At 65.9% G+C, this 17,316-nt stretch carries 16 protein-coding genes; 9 read left to right on the forward strand and 7 right to left on the reverse strand.

From position 1 onward, the window contains the following. Positions 1–4: 4 nt before the first annotated feature. The 3 genes from EI171_RS21405 to EI171_RS21415 form a co-directional block, all read right to left on the reverse strand. Entirely contained in the window at positions 5–1,279 is a 1,275-nt protein-coding gene (locus EI171_RS21405) for an MFS transporter (RefSeq protein ID WP_028171465.1), read from the reverse strand. Positions 1,280–1,343: 64 nt separating this feature from the next. Then, the gene (locus EI171_RS21410) at positions 1,344–1,784 is read right to left on the reverse strand and encodes an EamA family transporter (protein WP_011088026.1); all 441 of its coding nucleotides are present in this window, start codon (positions 1,782–1,784) and stop codon (positions 1,344–1,346) included. A 151-nt stretch (positions 1,785–1,935) separates the two neighbouring features. Then, positions 1,936–4,413, reverse strand: a complete 2,478-nt coding sequence (locus EI171_RS21415; protein ID WP_028171466.1) for a PAS domain-containing sensor histidine kinase — start codon at positions 4,411–4,413, stop codon at positions 1,936–1,938. Positions 4,414–4,634: 221 nt separating this feature from the next. On the opposite strand from EI171_RS21415, the gene EI171_RS21420 reads away from it, so the two are divergent. The 4 genes from EI171_RS21420 (at position 4,635) to EI171_RS21435 (ending at position 9,231) form a co-directional block, all read left to right on the forward strand. After that, a complete protein-coding gene (locus tag EI171_RS21420) occupies positions 4,635–5,717 on the forward strand; it encodes a putative zinc-binding metallopeptidase (protein WP_110116311.1) in 1,083 nt (360 codons plus the stop codon). Positions 5,718–5,904: 187 nt separating this feature from the next. Beyond that, a complete protein-coding gene (locus EI171_RS21425; RefSeq protein WP_161534606.1) occupies positions 5,905–7,920 on the forward strand; it encodes an acetyl/propionyl/methylcrotonyl-CoA carboxylase subunit alpha in 2,016 nt (671 codons plus the stop codon). A 148-nt stretch (positions 7,921–8,068) separates the two neighbouring features. Next, positions 8,069–8,935, forward strand: coding sequence for an oxaloacetate decarboxylase (locus EI171_RS21430; protein ID WP_161534607.1), 867 nt, complete (start codon positions 8,069–8,071; stop codon positions 8,933–8,935). After that, positions 8,932–9,231, forward strand: a complete 300-nt coding sequence (locus tag EI171_RS21435) for an acylphosphatase (protein ID WP_011088021.1) — start codon at positions 8,932–8,934, stop codon at positions 9,229–9,231. Before EI171_RS21430 ends, EI171_RS21435 begins: the two co-directional genes overlap by 4 nt. A 172-nt stretch (positions 9,232–9,403) precedes the next feature. Here the strand turns inward: EI171_RS21435 and EI171_RS21440 are convergent, their stop codons facing one another. Beyond that, positions 9,404–10,924, reverse strand: coding sequence for a PAS domain-containing sensor histidine kinase (locus EI171_RS21440; RefSeq protein WP_028171469.1), 1,521 nt, complete (start codon positions 10,922–10,924; stop codon positions 9,404–9,406). Between the two features lie 155 nt (positions 10,925–11,079). Between EI171_RS21440 and EI171_RS21445 the strand changes: the two genes are divergently transcribed. From EI171_RS21445 to EI171_RS21455, 3 genes are read left to right on the forward strand one after another with little or no spacing between them, the layout of a single operon-like run. Then, the gene (locus EI171_RS21445; protein WP_161534608.1) at positions 11,080–11,637 is read left to right on the forward strand and encodes a GbsR/MarR family transcriptional regulator; all 558 of its coding nucleotides are present in this window, start codon (positions 11,080–11,082) and stop codon (positions 11,635–11,637) included. Positions 11,638–11,653: 16 nt separating this feature from the next. Next, a complete protein-coding gene (locus EI171_RS21450; RefSeq protein WP_161534609.1) occupies positions 11,654–12,319 on the forward strand; it encodes a DUF4166 domain-containing protein in 666 nt (221 codons plus the stop codon). Then, a complete protein-coding gene (locus tag EI171_RS21455) occupies positions 12,316–13,752 on the forward strand; it encodes a TIGR01777 family oxidoreductase (RefSeq protein ID WP_161534610.1) in 1,437 nt (478 codons plus the stop codon). The genes EI171_RS21450 and EI171_RS21455 overlap by 4 nt, the downstream gene beginning before the upstream one ends. Before the next feature lie 11 nt (positions 13,753–13,763). Here EI171_RS21455 and EI171_RS21460 read toward each other — a convergent pair whose 3' ends face one another. After that, positions 13,764–14,615, reverse strand: coding sequence for a LysR substrate-binding domain-containing protein (locus EI171_RS21460; RefSeq protein ID WP_161534611.1), 852 nt, complete (start codon positions 14,613–14,615; stop codon positions 13,764–13,766). A gap of 113 nt (positions 14,616–14,728) precedes the next feature. On the opposite strand from EI171_RS21460, the gene EI171_RS21465 reads away from it, so the two are divergent. After that, entirely contained in the window at positions 14,729–15,151 is a 423-nt protein-coding gene (locus EI171_RS21465; protein ID WP_161534612.1) for a 4-oxalocrotonate tautomerase family protein, read from the forward strand. A gap of 45 nt (positions 15,152–15,196) precedes the next feature. On the opposite strand, the gene EI171_RS21470 is transcribed toward EI171_RS21465, so the two are convergent. Next, positions 15,197–15,910: a DNA helicase gene (locus EI171_RS21470; RefSeq protein ID WP_161534613.1), complete on the reverse strand. Its 714-nt coding sequence runs from the start codon at positions 15,908–15,910 to the stop codon at positions 15,197–15,199. 199 nt (positions 15,911–16,109) lie between these two features. Beyond that, the gene (lipB, locus tag EI171_RS21475) at positions 16,110–16,859 is read right to left on the reverse strand and encodes a lipoyl(octanoyl) transferase LipB (protein ID WP_161534614.1); all 750 of its coding nucleotides are present in this window, start codon (positions 16,857–16,859) and stop codon (positions 16,110–16,112) included. Between the two features lie 67 nt (positions 16,860–16,926). Between lipB and EI171_RS21480 the strand changes: the two genes are divergently transcribed. Further along, complete coding sequence (locus EI171_RS21480; protein ID WP_011088012.1) at positions 16,927–17,169, forward strand: FliM/FliN family flagellar motor switch protein; 243 nt, start codon at positions 16,927–16,929, stop codon at positions 17,167–17,169. Positions 17,170–17,316: the final 147 nt, after the last annotated feature.

Consider the following 17,316-nt stretch of genomic DNA (forward strand, 5'->3'; position numbering starts at 1 on the left):
CGGCTCATTCGGCTGCGATAGCTGATGTCGGCGGCGCTGTCTTCCCCTGCGGCGGCAAGGTTCCATGCCGCGTCTCGGGCAAGGCGACAAGGCAGACGATCGCGCCGATCGCAGCGACCGCGCCGAGCGTGACGAACGCCGCGCTGTAGCCCGCACCGACCACGACGAGGCCCGCAAGCGTCGTCGACAGCGCCGCGCCGATGCTCTGGGCGGTGATGACCGCGCCCTGCGCGACGTTGAAACGTCCGGTGTTGCGCATGAGGTCGGCGACAATGACGGGGAAGATCGCCCCGAAGATGCCGGCGCCGACGCCGTCGAGAAGCTGCACGCCGACCAGCCAGAACGGATTGTCGGAGAGCGTGTAGAGCGCTCCCCGGATGGGCAGTATCAGGAGTGCGGCGAGGAAGAATCGCTTGTGGCCCCAGCGGTCGGCCCTGGCGCCGACCAGCATCGCGAACGGCACCATCACCACTTGGGCTGCGACGATGCAGGCCGACATCAGGCTGGTGCCCATGCTCTTGTCCTGGAGCGCGAGCTTCTGGCCGACCAGCGGCAGCATTGCCGCGTTGGAGAGATGGAAGAGCAGGACGCAGATCGCGAAGACGAGCAGGGGGCGACAGGTCAAGAGTACGGCGAGGCCCGAGGGTGTTTCCCGCCGCTTGTCGCCGGCAGCGTCGTGCAGTCCGCGGGCAAGGTCGTGGTCGATGGCGCGTTCGGGGATCGCGATGATGCTGACGAGGCTCGCAACCGCCATGGCGCCGAGAAGGTAGAAGACGACAGTCGGTCCGAATCGCCAGGCGAAGAGTCCGGCAAGGCCGGCTGCGACCGCATTGCCGGCATGGTTGAAAGTCTCGTTGCGGCCGATCCGTCGGGTGAAGGCGGCATGGCCGAAGATGCCGAGCGAGACAGCCGCGATCGCCGGCGGGAAAACCACGGTGGCGGCCTGGGCGATGCCTTGCGAGATCGCAACCGGCCCGAAGCCCGGAAACAACGGCAGCAGCAGCGAAGCGAGTGTCACTATGATTGCGGCGACGACCATCACCAGCCGCTTCGCCCGGGTCGCATCGACCAGCGCGCCGGCCGGTGTCTGCGCCACGATACCCGCGACTGTGGCAATCGACATCACGAGGCCGATGCGCGCCTCGTCCCAGTGCTGCTCGGTGAGGAGATAGACGGCAAGATAGGGCCCAAGCCCGTCGCGGACGTCGGCGAGAAAGAAGTTGGCCGCATCCAGCGCACGGCCGGCGCGCCTTGCCCGATCGGGGTCTTGGCTCGACATCGGTCTCTCGATCGAGGCGAGAGCGCCCCGGCAGGAACGGATGTCACGGCACTTTTGTTCCGCCTCAAAACTTCACCGCGAGCAGCACCGCGCCGGCGCCGATCATGGCGATGCCGGTCCAGCCCTGCGCTGTCGGACGCTCGCCGAGGAAGGCGAACGCGAAGAGAGCAACCAGAACGACGCTGAGCTTGTCGATCGGCGCCACCAGCGTGGCGGGGCCAAGCTTCAGCGCGCGAAAATAGCACAGCCAGGATGCGCCGGTCGCGAGCCCCGACAGCACCAGGAACAGCCAGGTCCTGGACGAGATCGCCGAGGGCACGGCGAATTGCCCGGTGAAGAACAGCAGCACCGAAAAGGCGAGCAGCACCACGATGGTGCGGATGAAGGTCGCCAGATCCGGATTGATGTTCTCGACGCCGACCTTGGCGAAGATCGCGGTCAGTGCGGCGAAGCAAGCGGACAGCAGCGCCCAGGTCTGCCAGGCGGAGAGGAGGGCGGGTTTCATGTCGTCAAGTTCCGTTGCTTTGGGACGGGGCGCCAGCGCCGTCATTGCGAGCGCAGCGTAGCAATCCAGAGTCTTTCCGCGGAGGCAGCCTGGATTGCTTCGCTGCGCTCGCAATGACGGAGTCTGTGGGAGCTTCGTGCAACCATAACACTCACCGCGCCACCGACAGCTTTTCGGTGATCGCCTTGCGCAGGATGCGCGACAGCGATTCCACCGAATATGGTTTCTGGATCAGTTCGAAGCCGCGATGGGCGTTTTCGGCGAGCACGTTGCTGTAGCCGCTGGTGAGCACGACGGGCAGGCCCGGATAGCGCTCGCGGATGATGCCGGCGAGCTCGACTCCGTTCATGCCGGGCATGATGACGTCGGAGAAGACGAGGTCGACGGCGAATTCGTTCTCGCCGAGGATCGCGAGCGCCGCACTGGCGTTGGCAACACGGCGGACGACATAGCCGAGATCCTCCAGCAGCTCGGTCGAGAACTGGCCGACGTCGTCATTGTCCTCGACCACGAGCACGCGGTAGCCGCGCCCGGTGGTCGCGGCCTCGCTGGTCCGCGCTGCGGCTTCGTCGTCGGCGGCCGGGCTCTGCGCCTGCGGAAGGTAGATCGTGAAGGTCGCGCCTTTGCCAGGCGTGCTCATCACCGCGATGTCGCCTTCGGACTGCTTGGCGAAGCCGAACGCCTGGCTGAGGCCGAGGCCGGTGCCCTTGCCGACCTCCTTGGTCGTGAAGAACGGCTCGAAGATGGCGTCGATGTTTTCCGGCGCGATGCCGCTGCCGGTATCCGCGACCGAGATCGCGACATAGTCGCCGCCACGCGCCGATTGCGCGCGCAGGCTCGGGATGCCCTGCACCTTGCGCACCGCGATGGTGAGGCGGCCTTCGTCGTCCATGGCGTCGCGGGCGTTGATGGCGAGGTTGATCAAAGCGGCCTCGAACTGTGCGACGTCGGCGACGGTGAAGCAATCCGTGTCATGAACCTCGACGCTGATCTCGATGCGGCCGCCGACCAGCGGGCGGACCAGTTGCGCCACGCCCTCGACCTGGCTGCCGACATTGAAGATCTGCGGCTTCAGCGGCTGCCGTCGCGCGAAGGCCAGAAGCTGCGCGGTCAGCTTCGAGGCGCGCTCGACGGTGTCGGAGATGGCGTCGACATAGCGGCGGCGCCGCTCCTCCGGCAGCTCGCGCCGGCGCAGGAAGTCGGTCGCCGAGCGGATGATGGTCAGGAGGTTGTTGAAGTCGTGGGCGACGCCGCCGGTGAGCTGGCCGATCGCCTCCATCTTCTGCGACTGCCGCAGCGCTTCTTCGCCGCGGCGGCGCTCGGTGATGTCGACCAGTTCCGGCACCGCGCCCGTGATGTTGCCATGGCGGTCGAGCACGGGGCGCATGCCGAACTCGAAATCGCGCTCGCCGATCGGCAGGCGCAGCCGCATCTCCATCCGCACCGCTTCGCCCTTCAGCACGGTCTCGAAGGCCTCGCGCGCGACGTCGCTCATGCCCGGGGTCTCCGTGAACCACGGCGTGTCCCAGAACGGCTGGCCGATGACGTCCCGCGCCTCGGTGCGGATGCCGGCGAGCGCGGTCTTGTTGGCGTAGAGCAATTCGCCCTCGAGGTTGACCAGCCCCTGATACTGGTTGCTGGTCTCCAGGATCGCGCGCAGGCGGGCCTCGTTGGATTCGAGCTCGGCGGTACGCTCGACGATGCGCTCTTCCAGCGTCTCGTTGAGCCGCCGCAGCTCGATTTCGGCCTGTTTGGCGGCGGTGATATCGTGGGCGACGCCGATGAAGCCGATATGCTTGCCGGTCGGATCCCAGCGCGGCTGGGATTCGGAGCGAAGCCAGCGCCATTCGCCGCTGGCGTTCTTGTAGCGCGCTTCCAGCACGAAGGGTTTTAGCGACGCTTCACCCTGGACGGATTGCTGGAGCACATGCGGCAGGTCGTCCGGATGCAGCACCTTGCGCCAGTCGAAATCGATGGCCTCCTCGTAGGGCAGGCCGACGAAGTCGACATAGGCCTGGTTGGCGAAGGAGCGCTTGCGGTCGAGTTTTGTGACCCAGATCGGCACCGGCGCGCTGTCGGCGATCAGCCGAAACCGCTCCTCGCTTTCGCGCAGCGTCTCACGAGCGAGCATCTGGTCGGTGATGTCGATATGGGCACCGACGAGACGGATGGCGCGCCCGTTGCTGTCACGCTCGATCTTGGCGACGACGCGGATCCAGCGGGTCTCGCCGTCGCTCGGACGGATGATGCGGTATTCGGCGGTATAATCCTCGCTGGTCTCAGCCAGCACATCGAAGAAGTGTTTCACCGCGGCGTCGCGATCATCGGGATGGATGCGGTTGACCCAGTCCTCGTGCGATTCGTCGGCGGCTTCGGGGGGCAGGCCGTGGATCATCAGATATTCCGGCGAGCGGCGGTTCTTGAAGCCCTCGCGGAAGTCGACCTCGAGGCCGCCGACCTTGCCGATGCGCTGGATGCGCGCGAGCTCGGCCTCGCGCTCCTGGAGCGCGCGATAGGCATTGTCGCGCTCGCGCGCGACATCTTCGAGGTGCTGGCGCAGCCTTTCGGCGGCGATTGTCTCTGGCAAAGGATCGTTCAAGGCGTCGGCCGTTGTGATGCGTGTGCGCACGTGCCGGACCAATATTCACACAGACAAAGCGTGATAGCCATTGCTCAAAGGGGATAGATTGTCGGAAAGGCCCGCGGCCAGCCTGAACGCGGAAAAGTCCGGTCAGCTAACGGCGGGGCTGGCTATTTGTTCCGAAGATTGGAACGATGCGTCTGCGGACGCGTCTTTGCGAGGCGCCATAACGCTCATTCATAAAACTCCGTTTTCGAAGAGGCTAAATCTTGAAGCTCTTTGTCTGCCAGTCCTGCGGCAACGTCCTCTATTTCGAGAACCGCGCCTGCGGACGCTGCGGTCACCGCGTCGCCTTCCTCCCGGAGAAGGAGACGATGTCGGCGCTCGAGCCGGACGGCGAGGCTCAGGCGGTGTCCTGGACGACGCTGGCCGATAAGGGCAGGGGACGGATGCTGTGCCGCAATGCCGAGTACGATGCCTGCAACTGGCTGACGGATCCGGGCGATACCAACGGATATTGTCGCGCCTGCCGTCACAACGGCATGGTGCCCGATCTCTCCGATCCGGCTCAGCTCGCCGGCTGGCGCGAGCTGGAGGTGGCGAAACACCGGCTGTTCTATTCCCTGATCCGCTGGAAGCTGCCGCTCCAGAACCGGCAGGACAATCCCGAGCGCGGCCTGATCTTCAACTTCCTCGCCGACGATCCGAACAGCGGACAGAGGATCATGACCGGCCATGACAACGGCCTGATCACGATCGCGCTCACTGAAACCGACGGCATCGAGCGCGAGCGGCGCAGGCTGGAGATGGGCGAGCCCTACCGGACGCTGCTCGGGCATTTCCGTCACGAGGTCGGACACTATTTCTGGGACGTGCTGGTCCGCGAGGGTGGCAAGCTCGACGCATGCCGCGCCGTCTTCGGCGACGATTCGGCCGATTACGGCCAGGCCTTGCAGCGCCATTATGCCGAAGGCGCGCCACCGGACTGGCAGCAGAGCTATGTCTCGGCCTACGCCACGACGCATCCTTGGGAGGATTTCGCCGAAACCTGGGCGCACTACCTCCACATCGTCGACACCCTGGAGATGGCCTCCGAGTTCGGTATGGAGGTGCGGCCGCGGGTCGATCGTGACGGAGAGTTGTCGACGCGGCTCCGGTTCAACCCCTACGAGGCACGTGGCGTCCAGACGCTGGTCGACGCATGGCTGCCCTTCACCTTCGCCATGAACAGCGTCAACCGCGCCATGGGCATGCGCGACCTCTATCCGTTCATCCTGTCGCAGGCGGTGGTCGCCAAACTCGACTTCATTCACGCCCTGTTGCGGGACGCGGCCAGGGCCGGGAAGCCGTAGGCCCATCCCGGGGCGCGCCAAGCCCGTTGCCCAAGCCCGTTTCGGTCTTGCGCTGGTACACCAGAGGGGCCGGATTTAGACCGTTGCCTCCGGCCTATTTTAATGTACCACGGGGGTCACACGGCCCATCCCAGAGGCCCCAACGGTCGGGGAAGGGTCCCGCCCAAGGTCGAGACTCAAGAAAAGCATGTTCAAACGCATCCTGATCGCCAATCGCGGCGAAATCGCCTGCCGGGTCATCAAGACTGCCCGCCGGATGGGAATTGAAACGGTCGCGGTCTATTCCGAGGCCGACCGCGATGCCCTCCATGTCGAGATGGCCGACGAGGCCGTGCTGATCGGCCCGCCGGCTGCGGCCGAGAGCTATCTGGTGATCGAGAAGATCGTGGAGGCCTGCCGCAAGACGGGCGCACAGGCCGTGCATCCCGGCTACGGCTTCCTGTCCGAGCGCGAGGCGTTTCCGCGCGCGCTGGAGGCGGCCGGCCTCGTCTTCATCGGCCCGAACCCGGGCGCGATCGCCGCGATGGGCGACAAGATCGAATCCAAGAAGGCGGCCGCCAAGGCCAAGGTCTCGACCGTGCCGGGCCATCTCGGCGTCATCGAGGACGACAAGCACGCGGTCCGCATCGCCGACGAGATCGGCTACCCCGTGATGATCAAGGCCTCCGCCGGCGGCGGCGGCAAGGGCATGCGCATCGCGAATTCGAAGAGCGAGGTCGCCGAAGGCTTCAACCTCGCCAAGGCCGAGGCCAAGGCCTCGTTCGGCGACGACCGCGTCTTCGTCGAGAAGTTCATCGTCGATCCCCGCCACATCGAGATCCAGGTGCTGGGCGACAAGCACGGCAACGTCATCTATCTCGGCGAGCGCGAATGCTCGATCCAGCGCCGCAACCAGAAGGTCATCGAGGAAGCGCCGTCACCGCTGCTCGACGAGGCCACCCGCCGCAAGATGGGCGAGCAGGCGGTCGCGCTGGCCAAGGCCGTGAACTATGATTCCGCCGGCACCGTCGAGTTCGTCGCAGGCCAGGACAAGAGCTTCTACTTCCTGGAGATGAACACGCGCCTCCAGGTCGAGCATCCCGTCACCGAGCTCGTCACCGGCATCGACCTCGTCGAGCAGATGATCCGCGTCGCCGCAGGCGAGAAGCTCGGCCTTGCGCAGAAGGACGTCACGCTGACCGGGTGGGCCGTGGAATCCCGCCTCTACGCCGAAGACCCGTTCCGCAACTTCCTGCCCTCGATCGGGCGCCTGGTGAAGTATCGTCCGCCGGCGGAAGCGAGCCAGGACGGCATCACCATCCGCAACGACACCGGCGTGCAGGAAGGCGGCGAGATCTCGATCCATTACGATCCGATGATCGCCAAGCTCGTCACCCACGCGCCGTCGCGCGCGGCCGCGATCGAGGCACAGGCGACCGCGCTGGACTCGTTCTATGTCGACGGCATCCGTCACAACATCCCGTTCCTGTCGGCGCTGATGCATCATCCACGCTGGCGCGAGGGCCGGCTCTCGACCGGCTTCATCGCCGAGGAATTCCCCAAGGGCTTTGCGGTGCGCGTGCCCGAAGGCGAGGTCGCCCGGCGGATCGCCGCGGTCGGCGCCGCCATCGACCACGTGCTGGGTGAACGCAAGCGTCAGATTTCCGGTCAGCTTGGTGGCCGCGTCGTGCAGCGTGAGCGCCGCCGCGCGGTCTGGCTCGACCGCCAGGAGATTTCGCTCGAGGTCGGTCGCGAGAGCGAGGCGATCGCGGTGCGCTTCGTCGATGCCGAGGGCAAGGCCGGCCACGTGCATCTATTGCAGTCGCCGTGGAAGCCGGGCGATCCGGTCTGGCAGGGCACCATCGACGGCCATTTCGTCGCGGTGCAGGCCCGGCCGATCGCTAACGGCATCCGCCTCGCGCATCAGGGCGTCGAGGTGCCGGTCTATGTCTGGACCGAGGCGGAGGCCGCCTCGGCGCGGCTGATGCCTGTGACCACGGCCTCCGACACCGGCAAGAAGCTGCTCTGCCCGATGCCCGGGCTCATCGTCTCGATCGCGGTGACGGAAGGGCAGGAGGTCAAGGCCGGCGAGACGCTCGCGGTGGTCGAAGCCATGAAGATGCAGAACGTGCTCCGCGCCGAGCAGGACGGTACCGTCAAGAAGATCCACGCCAGCGCCGGTGCGACGCTCGCGGTGGACGCACTGATTTTGGAGTTTGCGTAAGCACTCCGGAGCACAACAGTCGACCCTCACCCTGAGGAGCCGCGCTTGCGCGGCGTCTCGAAGGGCGAGGCCACCAGCCGGGCCTTCATCCTTCGAGACGCGCGCAAGAGCGCGCTCCTCAGGATGAGGAATTGAGAGTGAGGCGACCATGGCCTTTCGTTCCCGCCGCGAGAAACTGCGATCGATCCTGTCGGGTCCGGCCTGCATCCATCCCGGCTCGGTCTACGACGCCATCTCGATCCGCATCGCCGAGGATCTCGGCTTTCCGCTCGGCATGTTCGGCGGTTCGGTGGCCTCGCTCGCCGTGCTCGGCGACCCCGATATCACGCTGATCACGCTCACCGAGCTCGCCGAGCAGATGCGGCGGATGTCGCGCGCGTCCGCGCTGCCGGTGCTGGTCGATGCCGATCACGGCTATGGCAATGCGCTCAACGTGCGCCGCACCGTGCAGGAGCTGGAGACGGCGGGGGCGGCTGGTCTCACCATCGAGGATACGTTGCTGCCGGCCGCCTTCGGTGAAGCGAAGACGCAACTGATCTCGCTGGAGGAGGGCGTCGGCAAGATAAAGGCGGCGCTCAGCGGCCGCGGCGATCCCACGCTGGTCATCATGGGCCGCACTGGAGCTGCCGCGATCACCTCGCTCGACGATACGATCCGCCGCGCGCAGGCCTACGAGGCGACCGGCGTGGACGCGCTGTTCTTCACCGGCATCAAGTCGCGTGCCGAGCTTGAAGCGGTCGCAGCCGCGACGCATCTGCCGATCGTGCTCGGCGGCGCGCCGGAAGAATTGAATGCGCCCGATTATCTCGCTGGCCAGCGCGTGCGCATCGCGCTCCAGGGCCATGCGCCGATCGCGGCCGCGACGCAGGCCGTCCATGACACGCTGAAGGCGCTGCGCGAAGGCACGCCGCCCAAAGCGCTCAAGGGATTGGCGTCCACGGAATTGACCAGCCGTGTCATGCGCGAGGCCGAGTCGAAGGCGCGCGGCGCCGATGTGCTCGGATTCAAAAAATGAGCCGGGCGATCCTCCAGGTCATGATCCGCGGCCGCGTGCAGGGCGTCGGCTATCGTGCCTGGGTCGAATATCAGGCCACCGCGAGCGGTCTCGAAGGCTGGGTCCGCAATCGCCGTGACGGCAGCGTCGAAGCGTTGTTCGCGGGCGCGCCGAACCACGTCGCCGACATGGTCGCGCTATGCCGCCATGGTCCGCCATCCTCGCGCGTCGACAGCGTCACCAGCGAGACGGCCGGTGCGGACGAACTGAACCTGCGCAGGGCAGGGGAGAAGTTCTCGGTGTTGCCGACGGTGTGAGAGTTACACCTCGTTCCACACAGATGGTCTGCTCCCTCGCGCCGTTCTTACGGGGAGAGGGTTGGGGTGAGGGGGCCTCTCTCAACACGAGCGGTGGTCGAGCGACCTGTACCCCCTCACCCGAATTCGATCTGCGATCGAATTCGACCTCTCCCCGCAAGCGGGGAGAAGATCACCTCGGCAGCTTCGCGATTGCTTCGCTCAGCTCGTGGATCTCATAGGGCTTGCGCAGGATCGGGAAATCGCCGCGCACGTCGGCGGCGGCCTCGCTGTAGCCGGTGGCGAGCAGGATCGGCAGGCCGGGGCGGATCAGGCGCAGATGATGGGCGAGGGTGAGGCCGTCCATCTTGCCGGGCATCACGATGTCCGAAAAGACGAAATCGACGCCGTTTTGCTCGAGCTCGCGCAGCGCGGATTCCGCGTCGGGGACGCGGCGAACGCGGTAGCCGAGCTGCTCCAGCAGACCGATGCTGACGATGGCGACATCCGGATTGTCCTCGACCAGCAGCACCGTGCCGGCGCCGCGGAACGGCACCGCTTCCGCCGTTTCCCGCGCCGGCACATCCCGTCCGCGCGGCAGCAGGATGCTGAAAGTCGTGCCCTTGCCGAGCTCGCTTGCGACCTTCACCGTGCCGTCGGCCTGGTGCGCAAAGCCGTGCACCTGGGACAGGCCGAGACCGGTGCCCTTGCCGATCGGCTTGGTGGTGAAGAACGGCTCGAAAATCTTGTCGACGACGTCGGCGGGAATGCCGAGTCCGGTGTCGGCGACGTCGATCGCCACGAACTCGCCGGCGAGCGGAGCTTCGTCCAGCACGACGTTGCGGGCGCGGATCGTCACCGTGCCGCCGTCGGGCATCGCATCGCGGGCATTGATGACGAGATTGAGCAGCGCGGTCTCGAACTCCGAGACGTCGGTTCTGATCGGCCAGACCTCGCGGGCGATGTCGAAGGCGAGGCGCACGGCGCTGCCGACGCCGGCCTCGAGCACCTCGCGGATCGCCCCGATGCGCTCGGCAAGATCGATCGCCTGCGGGTTGACGCTCTGTCGCCGCGCGAAGGTGAGGAGCTGGTTGGTCAGCGCGGCGCCGCGCCGGGTCGCAGTCTCGATCGCCGAGATCGCGCGCTGGAGCTTGGCACCGTCGTCGGCGCCCCGCTTCAGGGTGTGAAGGCTGCCGCTGATGATCATCAGGAGATTATTGAAATCGTGGGCGACGCCGCCGGTGAGCTGGCCGAGCGCGTCGAACTTCTGGGATTCGGCAAGCTGCTTCTGCATCGCCTCGAGCTTGAGCTCCGTGTTGCGTCGCTCGGTGATGTCGCGCGTGATCTTCGCGAAGCCGATGAGCTCGCCGTCCTCGTAGATCGGGTCGATCACGACGCTCGCCCAGAAGAAGGTACCGTCCTTGCGGACGCGCCAGCCTTCCTCCTCGTAGCGGCCCTTGTCGCGGGCGATGCCGAGGGCGCGGGCGGGCTTGCCGTTGGCCCGGTCGGTCTCGGTGTAGAAACGCGAAAAATGCTGGCCGACGATCTCCTGGGGCGAATAGCCCTTGATGCGCTCGCCACCGATATTCCAGCTCGTGATGATCCCCTTGGGATCGAGCATGTACAGGGCGTAGTCGGCAACCCCTTCGACCAACAGCCGGAAACTGCGTTCGCTCTCGAACAAGTCTCTCTGCTGATTGGACTTTCTAACCATTTCGGACACCCTGCCTCGACCCGTGCAAACGCTGAATAAGTCGTTTGGTTCCTGGCCTCTGGGAAGTTTTTAGGCAAATGCAGCGGACGGTATGCAGGGGGACAGGCCGCCGGGGAGCACTTGACAGTCAATCTCATCTGTCAGATATTTCTGTTATGACAGAAGCAACCGGAAAGAAGAAACTCCCTGCCGCCGTCGAGCGCTTCATCCTGCATTGGGGCGACATGGGCGACGAATGGGGCGTCAACCGCTCGGTCAGCCAGATCCACGGGCTGCTCTATCTGGCGGAAGCGCCGATGACCGCCGAGGACATCGCCGACACGCTCGGCATGGCGCGCTCCAACGTCTCCAACTCGATCAAGGAGCTGCTGGCCTGGAGCCTGATCCGGCGGGTGCCGATCCTCGGCGACCGCCGCGATCATTTCGAAGCCGAGACCGACATCTGGGAGGTTGCGGCCCGGATCGCGGCGCGGCGCAAGGAGCGGGAGCTCGATCCAGCGATCGTAGCGCTCCGGGCCTGCGTGTCCGATGCCGCCGACGATCCGACCATCAATCCGGTCGCAAGCAAACGGCTGAAGGAGATGCTCGCCTTCACCGAGCTCGCCGACCACTGGTTCATGCAGATGCTGAAGGTTCCGCGGCCGCGGCTGGTCGCCCTGATGCGGCTTGGCGAGAAGATCGCCAACCTGCTGCCGCTGGGCAAGGTCAAATAGCGCCAGGGAGGGTGCGATGACGTCGGCTCGATTATCAGGCTCCAGCGCATCTCTTCCCACTCACACCAAGCTGCTCGACGACCGTCGCTTCCGTGCGCTGCTGTCGGACGAGGACTGGGGGCGCCTTCCGCTCGCGACCTGGCGGCGCTTCTCGAAACGCGTCGCTGACGGCGACAGCGTCGTTTATGTCGGCATCGTCGACGAGGTCGCCTTCAGCGACATCGGCTGGTGGCTGGCGCAACTCGCACGCCTGATCGGCGGGCCATTGCCGACCGGCCGCGACACCGGCGTGCCGATGATCGTCACCGTCACCGAGGACGGCGCAAGCGGCGGCCAGACCTGGACGCGCATCTGCGCGCGCAAGCGCGGCTTTCCGCAGGTGATCCATTCCGCAAAGCGCTTCGCCGGCCCGACCGGGCTCGAGGAATATGTCGGCTTCGGCGTCTCGATGGCGCTGCGCATCGCGGTCGAGGACCAGGTGCTGACCTTCCGCAGCGCCGCTTACGGGCTCCAGCTCGGACGCCTGTGGATCCCGTTGCCGCGATGGCTCACGCCGGGCGACCTCACGGTGACGCATAGCGATCTCGGCGAGGGCGCCTTCCGCTTCACCCTCGATGTCACTCACCCGCGTTACGGCGCGCTGATCCACCAGTCCGCCACCTTCAGGGAGGCCGTATCATGACGCCGCTGTTGTGGATCCTCATCGCCGTCCAGATCGCGATGGGCGTGTTCGACACCTTCTATCATCACGAATTCACCGAGCGCCTGGCCTGGCGTCCGTCGCAGCGTTTCGAGCTGCAACTGCACGGCGTCCGCAACATGCTCTATGCGCTGTTGTTCCTCGTGCTCGGCTGGTTAGAGGTTCATGGCCTGCTGGCGCTCTTGATCGTCGCGGTGCTGGTCGCCGAGATCGTCATCACGCTGATGGATTTCGTCGAGGAGGATCTGAGCCGGAAATTGCCGCCGAGTGAGCGGATCAATCACACGCTGCTTGCGATCAACTACGGTGCCATCCTCGTCCTGCTGCTGCCGGTCCTGATCGACTGGGCGATGCGGCCGTTCGGCGTGACCGTCGTGTATCAAGGTCTGCTCAGCATCGCAGCGACCGCCTGTGCGGTCGGCGCAGCGCTCTGCGGGATCAGGGATTTTGCGGCGGTGCGCCGGCTCGGCCGCATGACGAGCGTGCCGGCGTACGGGCTCGTCGAAAAGCTCCCCGGGCGCAAGACCGTGCTGATCACAGGTGCCACCGGCTTCATCGGAAGCCGCCTCGCCGCGAGCCTCAGCGGGGCAGGGCATCACGTCATCGCGCTCATTCGCAACCCGGCGAAGGCCGAGCTGCTGCCGCCGCCGGTGACGCTGATCACCAGCCTCGATCAGCTCGCCTCGGACATGCGTATCGACGCCATCGTCAATCTCGCCGGCGAGCCGATCGGCAACGGCCTTTGGACCGAGGCGAAACGCGCGGAGATACTGAAGTCTCGCATCGACGTGACCGCCGACGTCGTCAAACTGATCGCGCGACTCGAGCGCAAGCCCGACGTGCTCGTCAGCGGCTCCGCGATCGGCTGGTACGGCCTGTGGGCCGACCAGGTGCTGACGGAGTCGGCGAAGTCGCATGCCTGCTTCAGCCACGAACTGTGCGCGGCGTGGGAGCAGGCGGCGCGGCCGGCGGAGGAGCTTGGCGTGCGCGTGGTCTATCTGCGCATCGGCCTCGTGCTCGGCACGGAAGGAGGCTTCATCACGCGCATGCTGACGCCGTTCGAGTTCGGCCTTGGCGGGCCGCTCGGCACCGGGCGGCAGTGGATGTCCTGGATCGAGCGCGACGATCTGATCCGGCTGATCGCCTATGTGATCGCGACGCCCGATCTCACTGGGCCCGTCAACGCCACCGCGCCGATCCCGGTCACCAACGCAAAGTTCACCGAGGAGCTCGGCCGCCGCCTGCATCGGCCCGCCGTGTTCCGCATCCCCGGCGGCCTGCTGCGCCGGATCGGCGGCGGCTTTGCCGACGAGCTTCTGCTCGGTGGCCAGCGCGTGCTGCCGAACAAGGCGCTGAGCCGCGGTTTTGTGTTCCGGCACGAGACGCTGCGCAGCGCGTTCGAGGCGATTTTGTGAGGTGATGGACGTCAGGCGGCAACGCTCTTGAACGTCGCTGCCACCGCCCGCAGCGCCGCCAGCTTCGCGGGATCGCTGACCTTCGAATGCAGCATCACCTTCGAGCTGCCGAGTTTCGGCAGCTTGTGCGCGGGCCCGATGTCGATCAGCCCGGGAGGCGCGATCCGCCGCGCCAGCGGCGCGATGGCAAGTCCGGCAAGCACGGCAGCGACCACTGCCGTGACGCCGCCTCCGACAAAACGTTCGCGCCAGGCGAGGCCGGCCCTGTCGAGCGCGCGGACCGCAATGGCGCGAACGCCGCAGGGCGGGGCGAGCGTCGCGAGCGGCAGCGGCTCACCCTTCGGCAGCGTGAAGCGTCGTGACGCGAACCAGCAAAACTCGTCCTCGGCGAGCTTCTCGCCGCCGCGGCGGCTGCCTTCCTGGCGGACGATCACCGCATCCAGCTCGCCCGCGTCATAGGCGTCCTGCATCTCGCGCGAGAAGCCGATGGTGACGGCGAGCGTGAGGTTCGCGGACATCGCGTGCAGCCGTTCGAGCAGTGGCACCAGTTCGGGGCCCGCGGCATGGTCGGAGATGCCGAGCGAGAGGGATTGTGCAGTCGATGTATCGCCGGACAGCGCGCGGTCATGCGCTTCCATCAGCGCACGGGCGCGATCGAGGAATGCGGCGCCGTCGGCGGTGAGCCGGACCGCGCGCGGCGAGCGCTCGACGAGGCGTTTTCCCAGCAACGTCTCCAGCCGCTGTAGCTTGAGGCTGACGGCGGCCTGGGTGGTGCCGAGCGCTTCGGCGGCGCGGGTAAAGCTCTGGAGATCGGCGACCAGCAGGAAGGCCTTGATGGTGGCGATGTCGAGTGTGGCTGTCATTATGGTTGGTTATCACTGGTATCAACAGAGATAAGATACCAAAATGACGAGGGGAGGTCTAGCTTTTCATCACCACCGCGCAACGCCAGTGCGGCATCTTGAGGAGAGCGACCATGCCCCTGATCACCGTGTCCTACACCACCTCGCGCCAGTCACCCTCGCTGAAGGCCGACATCGCCAGCGCCGTGTCCGAACTCACCGCAAAGATCCTGCACAAGGATCCCAAGGTGACCGCCATCATCGTGAAGTCCGTCGATGCCGGCGACTGGTTCGCCGGCGGCAGGTCGCTCGCCGAGCAGAAGCTCGCAAGCTACTGGATCGACATCCACGTCACCGAAGGCACCAACACCAAGGACGAGAAGGCCGCCTATCTCGCCGCGATGTTCAAGCGCATGGCCGAGATCCTGGGCCCGCTGCACCCCGAGACCTACCTGCATGTCGACGAGGTCAAGGGCGACGCCTACGGTTTTGGCGGCCTGACCCAGGAGCGCCGCTACATCGCCGGCAAGCTCGAGGTTGCCCTGAAGGCGGCATGACGTTGCAGGCCGCGGGTGAACCATCTCACCCGCGGCCCGAAGCCATCAGCTCGCCGCGCGGAACTGCACTTCGGCGTTGTTGAGGAAGCACGTCTTGTCGAACAGCTTCAGATCCAGCGGGTTCGGCAGGCGGACATCGTCGAGGTCGGGGCACGGCTTGACTGAGGGATCATAGGACCGGTCGATCTGCGAGATGAAGACGACGATCAGCCCCTTGTCGCGCGCGAACGATTTTAGTGCGCGCACCTGAACGGTCACGTCGGGGTTTTCCCGCCGCTGGTCGAGCAGTTGCAGATAGTCGATCACCACGACCGTGCCGCGGGGTGCTGCGGCCATCTGCTTGACAACGTAATCGGCGCTGATCGCGTCCGAGCAATCGACCTCGAACATGTCAGCGAATTGCGCGGGGTCGACGCCGATCGCCCGAAGGCGGTCCAACACATCTTTCTCGGTGTATTCGAGCGAGAAGAACGCGGCGCGATGGCCCGATTTCATCGCCTCGACGGCAAGTTCGAGGCTCATCAGCGTCTTGCCCTGGCCGGGGCGCGCGCCCAGCAGCACCAGGTCACCCGGCCGGAATTGCGGGAACAGCCGATTGGCCGGCGTCATCGCGGCAGCTTTTGCCGCAAGCATGCTCCAGGCGGGAAACCCTTCCGCTGTGGCGATGCGGTCAAGCGCGTCGTGGAGCGGAATGCCTTCCTCGTGGGACAGGCGCTTCGCCTTGCGCTTCAGATGATAGATGGGTGCAGAGAGTCTCATCGTCAAAACCTCCCATTGCGAGCATGGATCGCAACCCCTCCTTATGCCTGGCGCTCGAACAGTCGGCCGATGATCAACTCGCCCGGCATGAGGTCTGCTTTCCCGGCGGAGGGGGGAGGCGTGGGCGGCACCTGAAACAAGCATAGCCGATTCCATTACGAGCGGAGAACTCGCGCGGTCAGGCTCGAACAGGAAAATGTCAGGCGGCCGCTTCCGGCACCAGCGCGCGGGTCGGTCCGAACAGCTCTTCGAACGCCTGCCGAAGCGCAACATCGACATCGGCCATCGTCACGAGCTGGCCGAGATCGACCAGCGAGGTGACGCCGTAGCGGGGATCGGCGACGCCGCAGGGCACGATCCCTGCGAAATGCGACAGCTCCGGCTCGACATTGATGGCGATGCCGTGGAACGAGACCCAGCGCTTCAGCCGCACGCCGATCGCGGCGATCTTGTCCTCGTGTTCCGACCCCTTGTCGGGCCGTTTCACCCAGACGCCGACCCGGTCCTCGCGCCGTTCGCCGCGGACGTTGAAGGCGGCGAGCGTCTTCAGGATCAGCTCCTCCAGGCTCGCGACATAGGCCCGGACATCAGGCCGGCGGCGCTTGAGGTCGAGCATGATGTAGGCCACCCGCTGGCCGGGCCCGTGATAGGTGAGCTGCCCGCCGCGCCCGGTGGCGAAGGTCGGGAATCGGGGATCGAGCAGGTCCGAATCCTTGCCCGAGGTGCCGGAGGTGTAGAGCGGGGGGTGTTCGAGCAGCCAGACCAGCTCGGGGGCCTCGCCGGCCGCGATCGCGGCAACCCGCGCCTCCATGGCGGCCACGGCCTCCGGATAGGGCACCGGCGCGTCCGAGATCCGCCATTCCACGGGGGGGCCCGCAGAGGCGGAAAACGACGTCAAATCGAGGTCTTGACGCTGATCTTGGCGGGGGGGTTGAGGCGAATTAACCATTGGCTAACCATAACGTGGTGATGATTGCAGGCGCAAATGCCAGTCTCAAGTTGCGGCGGTCCCGACAGTGCCCACTCTCGATAAAGTCACCGTGGATCTCATGGTCGTCCTCGGGACGACCACCATGCCGATCCATCAGGTATTACGTCTTTCCCGCGGCGCCATCATCGAGCTGGATGCAACCGAGGCCGACGAGGTCAAGGTTTTGGCCAACAACCTGCCGGTCGCCTCCGGCGTCGTGCTGGTCGACCGCAACCGGATCGCGGTCGAGGTCAAGCAGATGCTGCCACGCACGCCGGGCACGCGGTAGCGGCCCCGGGCATGCGGTAAAGGCCGATCCTGCGGGGAGGGCCGGAACTTTCCTGCCAAGCTTGTGGAATTCTGGGCTCTTGCAGGCTTGTACCCCTCTGATGGATTTGTTAGATCGGCGCCGTTGATCCGGCCGGCCCTCAAGCCT

Origin of the sequence: Bradyrhizobium sp. LCT2 (assembly GCF_009931255.1) — a bacterium.
Lineage (GTDB): Bacteria > Pseudomonadota > Alphaproteobacteria > Rhizobiales > Xanthobacteraceae > Bradyrhizobium > Bradyrhizobium diazoefficiens.

Coding starts and splice junctions, on each gene's coding strand:
- EI171_RS21405 (WP_028171465.1), bottom strand. CDS start 1,279: ATGTCGAGCCAAGACCCCGATCGGGCAAGGCGCGCCGGCCGTGCGCTG.
- EI171_RS21410 (WP_011088026.1), bottom strand. CDS start 1,784: ATGAAACCCGCCCTCCTCTCCGCCTGGCAGACCTGGGCGCTGCTGTCC.
- EI171_RS21425 (WP_161534606.1), top strand. CDS start 5,905: ATGTTCAAACGCATCCTGATCGCCAATCGCGGCGAAATCGCCTGCCGG.
- EI171_RS21430 (WP_161534607.1), top strand. CDS start 8,069: ATGGCCTTTCGTTCCCGCCGCGAGAAACTGCGATCGATCCTGTCGGGT.
- EI171_RS21435 (WP_011088021.1), top strand. CDS start 8,932: ATGAGCCGGGCGATCCTCCAGGTCATGATCCGCGGCCGCGTGCAGGGC.
- EI171_RS21440 (WP_028171469.1), bottom strand. CDS start 10,924: ATGGTTAGAAAGTCCAATCAGCAGAGAGACTTGTTCGAGAGCGAACGC.
- EI171_RS21445 (WP_161534608.1), top strand. CDS start 11,080: ATGACAGAAGCAACCGGAAAGAAGAAACTCCCTGCCGCCGTCGAGCGC.
- EI171_RS21450 (WP_161534609.1), top strand. CDS start 11,654: ATGACGTCGGCTCGATTATCAGGCTCCAGCGCATCTCTTCCCACTCAC.
- EI171_RS21455 (WP_161534610.1), top strand. CDS start 12,316: ATGACGCCGCTGTTGTGGATCCTCATCGCCGTCCAGATCGCGATGGGC.
- EI171_RS21460 (WP_161534611.1), bottom strand. CDS start 14,615: ATGACAGCCACACTCGACATCGCCACCATCAAGGCCTTCCTGCTGGTC.
- EI171_RS21465 (WP_161534612.1), top strand. CDS start 14,729: ATGCCCCTGATCACCGTGTCCTACACCACCTCGCGCCAGTCACCCTCG.
- EI171_RS21470 (WP_161534613.1), bottom strand. CDS start 15,910: ATGAGACTCTCTGCACCCATCTATCATCTGAAGCGCAAGGCGAAGCGC.
- lipB (WP_161534614.1), bottom strand. CDS start 16,859: ATGGTTAATTCGCCTCAACCCCCCCGCCAAGATCAGCGTCAAGACCTC.